The organism is Rhizobium leguminosarum (assembly GCF_002953715.1).
Taxonomy (GTDB): Bacteria; Pseudomonadota; Alphaproteobacteria; order Rhizobiales; family Rhizobiaceae; genus Rhizobium; species Rhizobium leguminosarum_V.
The window spans coordinates 3,599,480-3,607,500 of the sequence record NZ_CP025012.1 but is presented as its reverse complement, the minus strand read 5'-3'; the positions used below and the strand labels follow the sequence as shown (position 1 = coordinate 3,607,500).

Here is an 8,021-nt window from a genome sequence, read left to right as displayed (position 1 = left end):
GCGTAACGACTTCCCCGCTGTCTCCAACATAGACTCAGTGAAATTGAATTCCCCGTGAAGATGCGGGGTTCCTGCGGTCAGACGGAAAGACCCCGTGCACCTTTACTATAGCTTTACACTGGCATTCGTGTCGGCATGTGTAGGATAGGTGGTAGGCTTTGAAGCGGGGACGCCAGTTTCCGTGGAGCCATCCTTGAAATACCACCCTTATCGTCATGGATGTCTAACCGCGGCCCGTTATCCGGGTCCGGGACAGTGTATGGTGGGTAGTTTGACTGGGGCGGTCGCCTCCGAAAGAGTAACGGAGGCGCGCGATGGTGGGCTCAGACCGGTCGGAAATCGGTCGTCGAGTGCAATGGCATAAGCCCGCCTGACTGCGAGACTGACAAGTCGAGCAGAGACGAAAGTCGGTCATAGTGATCCGGTGGTCCCGCGTGGAAGGGCCATCGCTCAACGGATAAAAGGTACGCCGGGGATAACAGGCTGATGACCCCCAAGAGTCCATATCGACGGGGTTGTTTGGCACCTCGATGTCGGCTCATCGCATCCTGGGGCTGGAGCAGGTCCCAAGGGTTTGGCTGTTCGCCAATTAAAGCGGTACGTGAGCTGGGTTCAGAACGTCGTGAGACAGTTCGGTCCCTATCTGCCGTGGGTGTAGGAATATTGACAGGATCTGTCCCTAGTACGAGAGGACCGGGATGGACATATCTCTGGTGGACCTGTTGTCCTGCCAAGGGCATAGCAGGGTAGCTATATATGGACGGGATAACCGCTGAAGGCATCTAAGCGGGAAACCCACCTGAAAACGAGTATTCCCTATCAGAGCCGTGGAAGACGACCACGTTGATAGGCCGGGTGTGGAAGTGCGGCAACGCATGAAGCTTACCGGTACTAATAGCTCGATCGGCTTGATCGTTCTCATTGACTATGCTCATCGAACTCCCGGCAAACACATCGTGTTTGTCCGGATCGATGTGCCAGACCTTTGTCCTGACGCGCCAATGGCGCTGCGGACGGCCCGCCAAACGATTGGCGACGGCCTCTGGCCTGTATGGGTGCCACAAGCACCCGCAGCCGGAAGAGATCGAAAGACGTGTTCAAAAAAGAAAACAGGCTAACGCCTGCCAGCTTCTCAAAACATATAGTTGCGCTTTGCCGACCTGGTGGTTATGGCGGGGTGGCTGCACCCGTTCCCTTTCCGAACACGGCCGTGAAACGCCCCTGCGCCCATGGTACTTCGTCTTAAGACGCGGGAGAGTAGGTCGCTGCCAGGTCTGCAAAACGCAACTAATCAATCTTCTCATCACAACCTACGGCCCATGCCGTCACAAAAGGGCCGCTCACAAAGCGGCCTTTCGTGTTATAATACTGCAGCAAATCCCATCGATTTGCACATGGCGCGGGGTGGAGCAGCCCGGTAGCTCGTCAGGCTCATAACCTGAAGGCCGCAGGTTCAAATCCTGCCCCCGCAACCAAAATACATAAGACAATATGCAAAAGCCCGCCTCGTGCGGGCTTTTTGCGTTTCCAGAAATTCGAGGAGTTAACACCTCGGCAGCGGGCCGCAACAATTGTCAATGCAGACGCGGTCGGCGTCGCTTGCTGAGCTGCCGTCCCCGGTTCTACCGGGCGATGGTCTCCGGCACGACGTCCGTCTTGCGTGCGGTGGGCTCGGCACTCATGCGGATCCGCTCGAGGGCGGCACTCGCCTTGGCGGCATAAACTCAAGACCAGCGTGCTCTCAAGGGCCGGATTCGCCTACTCGCCCTGTCGCAAGTTGCGAAGTCGGTCGAAAAGGACGGCGAGCACGATTGCCCCACCGATAAAGCATCCTTGCCAGAATGCGTTGATGCCGAGCAGGCCAAGACTGTTGCGGATGACCTCGATAAGTGCGGCGCCGACCAAGGCTCCAAAAGCGGTGCCGACGCCGCCGGCCAGATTGGCGCCGCCGATAACCGCGGCGGCAATGACCTGAAGTTCCATTCCGGCTCCGATGTTTGTGGTGACAGCGCCGAGCCAGCCGGTTTGAATGATGCCGGCAACCCCCGCCGACAGGGCAGAAATCATATAGACGATGACCTTGATCCTCGGCACGGGAACGCCCGTCAGTGTGGCGGCGTGCTCATTGCCGCCGATGGCAAAGACATATCGGCCGAACTTGGTCCAGCGCAGCACGAAACCGGTGATGAGTGCCAGCACGACCATGTAAAGCACTGGATTGGCGATGCCGAAAACCCAGGCGCCGCCACCCAGCGCCAGTAGCTTGTCGTGATCAGGTCCGAACTGGAAAACGACAGTGTTGTTGGACGCGACCATCGCAAGGCTGCGCGCAATCGACAACATGCCGAGCGTGACGACGAAAGGTGGGAAGCCGAGATAGGCAATCAATACACCGTTGAAAGCTCCGACCAAAAGAGCAGTACCGATTGAGGCGGCAATGCCGACTTCAATACTGTATCCCGCATGCATGACGACCGCCAGCACCATGCTGCACAGGCAAAGCACGGAGCCAACGGACAAATCGATGCCGCCAGTGATGATGACCAGCGTCATGCCCAGCGCGATAATGGCGACGAAAGTGACGTTGCGGGTGATGTTGTAGATGTTCTTCGATGTTGCAAAGGAGTCCGTCGCCATCGACAGAAAAATGCAGGCGAGAATGACGGCAATCAGCACCCAGAATGTCTGGCCGCCCATGATCGTCGCAAGCCAGCTGCGTTGCTTCTGTCCGATCGTTTGGTCAAGTGTAACCGCCATCGTCGACCTTCTTCCTTCCTGTTGCAACGGATAGCATCGATCACACCTGTTCAATGGCGCCGGTGATCAGTCCCGTCACTTCCTCCGGCGAACTTGCCGCAATCTGCTTGTCGGCTACTTTTCTGCCCCGCCGCATCACGATCACGCGGTCGGCGACCGAGAAGACGTCGGGCATGCGGTGGCTGATCAGGACAACGACAATGCCCCGGTCCCGCAATTGGCGGATCAGATTCAGAACCTCAGCCACCTGGCGCACTGATATGGCTGCCGTCGGCTCGTCCATCAATACGATTTTCGCTTCAGACAGCATTGTGCGGCCGATCGCTACCGCTTGCCGCTGGCCACCTGACATTTGCTTGACGAGATCGCGCGCCCGCGTTTCGGATTTGAGTTCGCGAAATATCTCGCTGGCGCGCTTGTACATGCTCTTGTGGTCGAGGATGCGAAGAGGCCATACGCCGCGGCGCAATTCGCGTCCAAGGAACACGTTCGCTGCCGCCGTCAGATTGTTGCAGAGCGCCAAGTCCTGGTGAACGATCTCAATGCCATGCTGGCGCGCTTCCTTCGGCTGATGAAGCACGAGATCGGCGCCGTCGAGCCGCATGGTTCCATGGCTCGGTCGAAAGTTGCCGGCAATCATCTTCACCAGTGTGGATTTACCAGCGCCGTTGTCGCCCATGAGGCCGACAACCTGCCCCGCTTCGAGCGAAAAAGAAACATCGTTGACTGCCTGGATGGCACCGAAATGTTTGGAAATATTACTGAGCTCAAGAACCGCCACCAGCCTCCTCGCCTCCCAAAACCTGCGGGCTATCCATCGCTCCGAACCCTGCTTGTCTTCGACGCAGGGCTCTGGCGCGTTCGCTTTTCCAATATCCTCCCAGGAAAGGCGATTGGGAGCATTTACGCAAAACCCTGCGACAGCGTCAACTCATTGTCCCGTCTATCGACCTTATTGTCGCAAAAATCTGTTTTGTCAGACAAATATCATTTGACGAGAGTGGCGCCCGGATATTAGCTATCAATGGGGGAGAAAGAGCATGCTAATCCTTGTTACCGGTGCGACGGGCAAGGTCGGGCGGCGCTTCATTGCTGGGCTGCTTGACGATCCGAGATTTTCCAAAGCCCGTATTCGAGCGCTTTGTCATAATCGTTTGTACGAGGCGACCGACCGTGTCGACGTCTTCCAAGGCTCGATCGCCGATCGCGATGTCGTGGCAGCGGCGCTGGATGACGTTACCCATGTCGTGCATCTCGCCACATGCAAGGAAACGCCTGAAGACGTCATGGATGTCACGGTCAAAGGTCTCTTTTGGCTGCTTGAGGAGTTCCGTACGAGCGTCACGGCACGCCAGTTCATCCTGATCGGTGGTGATGCGGGCGTTGGGCATTTCCACTATCGCCACGACGGCCCGATCACCGAGAACACCCGTCATTGTGCCTATCCGGGAAGCTATGCGCTCTCCAAGGTGCTGGAAGAGGTCATGCTGGAACAGTTTGGCATTCAGTACGGTCTCAATGGCTGTTGTCTGCGCGCGCCCTGGATCATGGAAAAGGACGATTTCAAGTATTCGCTGTCTTTTGGAGACGATGTCTTTGGCGGTCCGGACTGGAAAACGCTCGTTCCGGAAGACGCGGCGCGGCGTTATGCAGCGATGGGTACGGTGCCGCTGCTGCTCGATGCCGACGGGCGTGCACTGAAGCGCAACTTCGTGCATGTCGATGACCTCGTCTCGGCAATATTGGCAGCGATCGATAATCCCCGGGCGGAGCGGCAACTCTTCAATATCTGCATGGATCGACCTGTCGACTATGCTGAAGTCGCCGCCTATCTCTTGCGCACGCGCAATCTCGGTTCCATCGACATACCAAGCCGCTTCCATTCCAATTGGATGGACAACAGCAAGGCGAAATACCTGCTGGATTGGCGGCCAAACTACGATCTCGAAATGCTTATCGACTCGGCATGGCAATACGAGCGTTCGAAGGAGGAGCCTCGCATCGTCTGGTATCCGGGTTGATTTCGTGTGGCGGGCACGCGGTGTCCGTCTGTTTCAAGGGAGGAAACTATGAGGAAGGCATTACTACTTACAGCCGCAGTCTTAGCACTCACCGCCGGGCAGGCCTTGGCCAAAAAGCAACTCGTCATCGTCGTCAAGGGCCTCGACAATCCGTTCTTCGAAGCAATCAATCAAGGTTGCCAGAAATGGAACAAGGAGAACCCGACTGCGGAATACGAGTGCTTCTACACCGGTCCGGCATCGACATCCGATGAAGCCGGCGAAGCGCAGATCGTTCAGGATATGTTGGGCAAGGCAGACACGGCTGCAATCGCAATTTCGCCGTCAAATGCAAAGCTCATTGCCCAGACCCTGAAGACGGCCAATCCGACGGTTCCGGTGATGACGCTCGATGCCGATCTTGCTGCCGAGGATGCAGCCTTGCGCAAGACCTACCTTGGCACGGACAATTATCTGATGGGCGCCCGCATCGGGGAGTACATCAAGAAGGCCAAGCCGAAGGGCGGCAAGATCTGCACGATCGAAGGCAACCCGGGAGCCGACAATATTCTGCGCCGCGCGCAAGGGATGCGCGACACGCTCACTGGCCAGAAAGACCTTGCCGCGCTGAAAGGCGAGGGGGGTTGGACTGAGGTCGCCGGCTGCCCGGTGTTCACCAATGACAATGGTGCCCAGGGTGTTCAGGCAATGACCGACATCCTCGCGGCCAATCCCGACCTGGACGCATTCGGCATTATGGGTGGCTGGCCATTGTTTGGCGCGCCGCAACCCTATCGCGATCTGTTCAAACCAATGGCCGACAAGATCGCCAGCAACGATTTCGTCATTGGTGCCGCCGACACGATCGGCGACGAGGTTGCCATTGCAAGGGAAGGCCTCGTGACCGCGCTCGTCGGCCAACGACCGTTCGAGATGGGCTACAAGGCACCTTCGGTGATGATGGATCTGATTGCCGGCAAGCCGGTTGAAGATCCGGTCTTCACCGGGCTCGATGAGTGCACAAAGGATACTGTCGACACCTGCATTCAAAAGTAGGTTCACGGTTTGGCGCACCCGGTTCAAGGGTGCGCCGACTGTCCTCACGAGACGGATCGAGAGATCCGCAGGGCTTGACGCGCCCTGAATTCCGCGGTTTTTGGCGGGGTCAATCGCAGGCGACTTCCTCGTTATTACGATTGTTTTGATCATACGTGCAGACAGTCGAAAGAATGCTGAGGCAGTAGAAATAAATGCCTGACAAAAAATCGGGAAAGCCAACGGCTGCGGTCGAGCTGGTGACGGTTGACCGCTCGGCCACCACAAGGCGCCCAAATTCTCCCCGCATGACGGGGGCGAGTGTTCATGTGTCTTTGGCAGGCGAGATCGGTCTGCGAATCGTGCGCGGCGACTATCCGCCGGGCACGATCCTGCCAAATGAGGCAAAATGGTCTGAGGTCTTTGACGTCAGCCGCTCGGCAGTGCGCGAAGCGATCAAGATGTTGATGGCCAAGGGCCTGCTTTCTTCCCGCCCGAAAATCGGCAGTTGGGTCGAACCCAAGGAACGTTGGAACCTGCTGGATCGAGATGTCTTGGGCTGGTATGCGGCATCTCCTGATCGGGAAGCGTTTCTGAGGGCCGTGCAAGAACTCAGGCATATGATCGAGCCGGAAGCGACTGCGCTTGCTGCGGAGCGCCGAACTGAGGAGCAAATGAACGCGATCAGTCAGGCCCTGCATGACATGGATCAGGCGACATCGCTCCAGCAGCGAACAGAATCCGATGCGCGATTTCACATCGCGATCTTGCGCGCCTCCGGAAATGATCTGCTGGTGCCGCTCGGCGTATTGATCGAATCAGCGCTGAACCACCTCTTCGCCCATGTGACGCGGGAGGAAGACAACTTGCGGTATGCGCTGAAACTTCATGAAAATATTGAGAAAAGTATTCGATTGCAGCGACCGAACATGGCGCGCAGCGCAGTCCGCAAGGCGCTGGCAAATACCGACGAAATCATAGCCCGGTGGTCACGATAGCTGGCGCGTTGCCGATAGCTCGATGCAGGGGAATTCAACCTCCTGCCGTCCTCGATGCCTACCCAAAACCCGCAGCTTGTGCTATTTTCCTTGGCAACCTTCGGGGGCTGAGCCATGCGTGGGCTGCTTGCATCGGTGGCGTTGATTTTCACAGCGACAACGGCCGCTGCGGGGAGCCCTTTGTTCGATGCCGTTGCCACCGGAAACACCGCCGCCGTCGAGCAGGTTCTGGCTACCGGTGCCGATGTCGATAGCCGCGCACGCGATGAGGCGACGCCTCTCATCAACGCCGCGCTCGGAGCCCAGCTTGCCATAGCCGAATTGCTCATCGGCAAAGGCGCCAATGTCATGGCTCGGAATTCAGGCGGCTTTACGCCGCTTCATGCCGCGGCCTTTTCCGGCAGCCTGCCGATCAGCAAACTGCTTCTCCACCATGGCGCGACGCTCGACGACGCGGCCAATAAAGCGGGTGTGACGCCGCTGATGGTAGCTGGTGAGGAAAACCACGTCGCTCTCGCCACGTTTCTTCTCGCTGAGGGGGCTGACGTCGGTCATGCCGAGGTTCACGGCTACACGCCAATCACGCGAGCGATCTGGAAGGGCAACACGGACATCGTGCGGCTGTTCAAGCGGCATGGCGCGCCTTGCCCTCCGGCCAGCCGCATCGGCGAGAAAGAATACGCGAAGTGCATGGAAATCCATGATTGAATAGGAGGCGCAGATGTATGCAGGGACCAGAAGCGGTGCGCGAGGAATTGGTCGCTCAATGGCGGTGTTCCTTCTGGCTTTGGCAGCTGTCGGTGGATCGCGGGCTTTTGCCGACGACTCGGTCAACACGGGGTACTTCGGCGGCGTGGCGATCATGGGATACGACCCCGTAGCCTATTTCACCGAAGGCAAAGCAGTAAAGGGCTCTGAGGAATTCTCCCACGAATGGCTGGGGACGCCGTGGCTTTTCGCCAATGCCAAACACCGCGAAATGTTCATCAGCGAGCCGATCAAATATGCGCCTCAGTATGGCGGCTACTGCGCGGGCGAGGTGGCTCTCGGGTCGGTCACGGTAAACGTCGATCCAGAAGCATTCAAGATCATCGACGGCAAGCTTTACCTGATCTACGACAAGGGATCGGCGGAGGGGTTTGCCGCTCATGTGGCGGAAGAAGTGCCGAAAGCCGATAGCAATTGGCCGAAGGTCGTAGCCGATCTCAAGCGGGATCAGTATCACTGACCA

General features: G+C 57.7%; 7 protein-coding genes, 1 tRNA gene and 2 rRNA genes (1 of these 10 cut by a window edge). 8 read left to right on the top strand and 2 right to left on the bottom strand.

Annotated elements, in window-relative coordinates:
• The 3 genes from CUJ84_RS18105 to CUJ84_RS18095 form a co-directional block, all read left to right on the top strand.
• Positions 1–916 (top strand): 23S ribosomal RNA (locus tag CUJ84_RS18105); it begins 1,899 nt to the left of the window's first position.
• A gap of 243 nt (positions 917–1,159) precedes the next feature.
• A 5S ribosomal RNA gene (gene rrf, locus CUJ84_RS18100) occupies positions 1,160–1,274 on the top strand.
• Positions 1,275–1,398: 124 nt separating this feature from the next.
• Positions 1,399–1,475, top strand: a tRNA-Met gene (locus CUJ84_RS18095).
• Positions 1,476–1,758: 283 nt separating this feature from the next.
• On the opposite strand, the gene CUJ84_RS18090 is transcribed toward CUJ84_RS18095, so the two are convergent.
• On the bottom strand, positions 1,759–2,757 hold the full coding sequence (locus CUJ84_RS18090; RefSeq protein WP_027683284.1) for an ABC transporter permease: 999 nt from the start codon (positions 2,755–2,757) through the stop codon (positions 1,759–1,761).
• Positions 2,758–2,797: 40 nt separating this feature from the next.
• Complete coding sequence (locus CUJ84_RS18085) at positions 2,798–3,538, bottom strand: ATP-binding cassette domain-containing protein (RefSeq protein ID WP_018243386.1); 741 nt, start codon at positions 3,536–3,538, stop codon at positions 2,798–2,800.
• 259 nt (positions 3,539–3,797) lie between these two features.
• Here CUJ84_RS18085 and CUJ84_RS18080 point away from each other — a divergent pair, with 259 nt between their 5' ends.
• From CUJ84_RS18080 to CUJ84_RS18060, 5 genes are all read left to right on the top strand, one after another.
• Complete coding sequence (locus CUJ84_RS18080) at positions 3,798–4,778, top strand: NAD-dependent epimerase/dehydratase family protein (protein ID WP_105007225.1); 981 nt, start codon at positions 3,798–3,800, stop codon at positions 4,776–4,778.
• A gap of 48 nt (positions 4,779–4,826) precedes the next feature.
• Complete coding sequence (locus CUJ84_RS18075) at positions 4,827–5,813, top strand: substrate-binding domain-containing protein (RefSeq protein WP_105007224.1); 987 nt, start codon at positions 4,827–4,829, stop codon at positions 5,811–5,813.
• Positions 5,814–6,007: 194 nt separating this feature from the next.
• Positions 6,008–6,790, top strand: coding sequence for a FadR/GntR family transcriptional regulator (locus CUJ84_RS18070; protein WP_105007223.1), 783 nt, complete (start codon positions 6,008–6,010; stop codon positions 6,788–6,790).
• A 114-nt stretch (positions 6,791–6,904) separates the two neighbouring features.
• Entirely contained in the window at positions 6,905–7,498 is a 594-nt protein-coding gene (locus tag CUJ84_RS18065) for an ankyrin repeat domain-containing protein (protein ID WP_105007222.1), read from the top strand.
• 13 nt (positions 7,499–7,511) lie between these two features.
• Positions 7,512–8,018, top strand: coding sequence for a YHS domain-containing (seleno)protein (locus CUJ84_RS18060; RefSeq protein WP_105007221.1), 507 nt, complete (start codon positions 7,512–7,514; stop codon positions 8,016–8,018).
• Positions 8,019–8,021 lie beyond the last annotated feature (3 nt).

Bases quoted from the DNA above. Each gene is read 5' to 3' on its own strand.
- CUJ84_RS18060 (WP_105007221.1), top strand. From the start codon at position 7,512: ATGTATGCAGGGACCAGAAGCGGTGCGCGAGGAATTGGTCGCTCAATG.
- CUJ84_RS18075 (WP_105007224.1), top strand. From the start codon at position 4,827: ATGAGGAAGGCATTACTACTTACAGCCGCAGTCTTAGCACTCACCGCC.
- CUJ84_RS18080 (WP_105007225.1), top strand. From the start codon at position 3,798: ATGCTAATCCTTGTTACCGGTGCGACGGGCAAGGTCGGGCGGCGCTTC.
- CUJ84_RS18090 (WP_027683284.1), bottom strand. From the start codon at position 2,757: ATGGCGGTTACACTTGACCAAACGATCGGACAGAAGCAACGCAGCTGG.
- CUJ84_RS18065 (WP_105007222.1), top strand. From the start codon at position 6,905: ATGCGTGGGCTGCTTGCATCGGTGGCGTTGATTTTCACAGCGACAACG.
- CUJ84_RS18070 (WP_105007223.1), top strand. From the start codon at position 6,008: ATGCCTGACAAAAAATCGGGAAAGCCAACGGCTGCGGTCGAGCTGGTG.